Raw genomic sequence first — 1,352 nt, forward strand, 5'->3', positions numbered from 1 at the left:
GTGTATGTCAAGCCCAGGTAAGGTTCTTCGCGTTGCATCGAATTAATCCACATGCTCCGCCGCTTGTGCGGGCCCCCGTCAATTCCTTTGAGTTTTAGCCTTGCGGCCGTACTCCCCAGGCGGGGCGCTTAATGCGTTAGCTACGGCACGAAAGTCGTGAAAAGACCCTCACACCTAGCGCCCACCGTTTACGGCATGGACTACCAGGGTATCTAATCCTGTTCGCTACCCATGCTTTCGCTCCTCAGCGTCAGTAACTGCCCAGTAACCTGCCTTCGCCATCGGTGTTCCTCCTGATATCTGCGCATTTCACCGCTACACCAGGAATTCCAGTTACCCCTACAGTACTCAAGTTATGCCCGTATCGCCTGCACGCCCGGAGTTAAGCCCCGGAATTTCACAGACGACGCGACAAACCACCTACGAGCCCTTTACGCCCAGTAATTCCGGACAACGCTCGCACCCTACGTATTACCGCGGCTGCTGGCACGTAGTTAGCCGGTGCTTCTTATCTAGGTACCGTCACAAAAAGCTTCGTCCCTAGCGAAAGGAGTTTACAACCCGAAGGCCGTCATCCCCCACGCGGCGTCGCTGCATCAGGCTTGCGCCCATTGTGCAATATTCCCCACTGCTGCCTCCCGTAGGAGTCTGGGCCGTATCTCAGTCCCAATGTGGCCGTCCACCCTCTCAGGCCGGCTACCCGTCGCCGCCTTGGTAGGCCATTACCCCACCAACAAGCTGATAGGCCGCGAGCTCATCCTACACCGAAAAACTTTCCAACCATCACACTAAAAATGGCTCCTATCCGGTATTAGACCCAGTTTCCCAGGCTTATCCCGAAGTGCAGGGCAGATCACCCACGTGTTACTCACCCGTTCGCCACTCGAGTACCCTGCAAGCAGGGCCTTTCCGTTCGACTTGCATGTGTTAAGCACGCCGCCAGCGTTCGTCCTGAGCCAGGATCAAACTCTCCACAAAAAAATTTCAGAACAAAATCCGAAACAGGCCGTGAAAAGCCCGAAACCCAACAAAAGAACAAACCACCACAAACCACAAAAGCCTGTGCTGGCGTCCAAAAAATTACTACAAAGAAAAAATAAACAGTCCCCTCAACCCGACGGGGTCAAAAAGAGGAAACCAAAAAGTTGAACACAATCACATGCCAACCAATCCATCTCAATGCAGCCGAAACACCAAACAGCATTCAAAAGAGTACGTGTTCCACATACCCAACCGGCACACACCAACCAACAAACCACTAAGTCCGCTGGCAGACAAACCAATCAACACACAACCATGCACACAAAAAATAAAAAGTACATTGGCACACTATTGAGTTCTCAAACATCATC

Annotated in this window: 1 rRNA gene; it reads right to left on the reverse strand. The window is 52.4% G+C overall.

From position 1 onward, the window contains the following. Positions 1-978: ribosomal RNA gene (locus tag QP909_RS11685) — 16S ribosomal RNA — on the reverse strand; the annotation flags it as partial. Between the last annotated feature and the right edge of the window lie 374 nt (positions 979-1,352).

It is taken from the genome of Corynebacterium sp. MSK195 (assembly GCF_030228885.1).
Taxonomy (GTDB): domain Bacteria; phylum Actinomycetota; class Actinomycetes; order Mycobacteriales; family Mycobacteriaceae; genus Corynebacterium.